The 1,032-nt window shown below is 52.7% G+C and carries 1 protein-coding gene; it reads left to right on the top strand.

Features of this window, described 5'->3' with window-relative positions; all coding sequences use genetic code 11:
• Window positions 1-76: 76 nt before the first annotated feature.
• Complete coding sequence (locus BN1134_RS02565) at window positions 77-1,027, top strand: IS1595-like element ISKpn3 family transposase (RefSeq protein ID WP_042045075.1); 951 nt, start codon at window positions 77-79, stop codon at window positions 1,025-1,027.
• Window positions 1,028-1,032: the final 5 nt, after the last annotated feature.

The raw sequence follows: 1,032 nt of genomic DNA, 5'->3' as shown, positions 1-1,032 counted from the left end.
ACCTGATTACCCATGATTAGCAGTCAGTTACCACGAACTATACTGATCTTACGTACAGTTATCGAGGTGCGAGATCATGGCCAAAAGCAAAATCCAATTCCAGAAAGGCTACAGCCTGTTTGAGTTTCTCAAGGACTATGGCACTGAGGCTCAGTGCGAAAACGCGCTGTTCACTTGGCGTTTTCCTAACGGCTTTGTCTGCCCTGAATGTGCCAACAAGACCTGTTGTCGCCTGAGAAGGCGGCCACGTGTGTGGCAATGCAATCACTGCCGTCACCAGATGTCATTGACTGGAAACACGATTTTCGCAAACACCAAGCTCCCACTGACCAAGTGGTTTCTGGCAATGCACCTGTTGTCACAAACCAAAACAGGCTTGTCAGCGATGGAGCTAAAACGCCAGTTGGGCGTCAAATATGACACCGCCTGGATGCTCAAGCACAAGCTGCTGCAAGCCATGAAAGAGTCCGATGACAAGCAGCCCATCAGCGGCATCATTCAGCTCGATGATGTCTACTGGGGTGGCGAGCGCCGTGGTGGCAAACGGGGTCGGGGCGCGGCAGGCAAGACGCCGTTTGTGGCAGCAGTGGCCCTGAACAAGGAAGGACATCCAATCAAGATGCGGATGACGGTGGTCGATGGTTTCAAAACCAAGTCCGTTGCTGATTGGGCAAAACGGCATATTGCCAGTGGTAGCGCGGTGATATCCGATGGATTGGCCTGTTTCAAAGCGGTCAAGGAGGCCAATTGTGAGCACCTGGGTGTTGTCACCGGGGGCAACCTGGACTGGCTGGATCATCCGGCATTCAACTGGGTAAACACGATGACAGGAAATGTGAAAAACTCGCTGCGGGGCAGTTGCCATACGCTCGGAGCGAAGCATTTACCAAGGCATCTTGCGGAATACTGCTTCCGGTTTAATCATCGTTTTGACCTCAAGAGCATGTTGGTTGAATTGGGGCATGCAGTCGTGGCAAGCCCTCCGATGCCATATCGGCTCTTGAAGCTGGCTGAGGGTCATGGGTAATCAGG

Source organism: Aeromonas simiae, from assembly GCF_000820125.1.
GTDB lineage: Bacteria > Pseudomonadota > Gammaproteobacteria > Enterobacterales > Aeromonadaceae > Aeromonas > Aeromonas simiae.
This window is presented reverse-complemented; position numbering and strand designations above follow the sequence as displayed.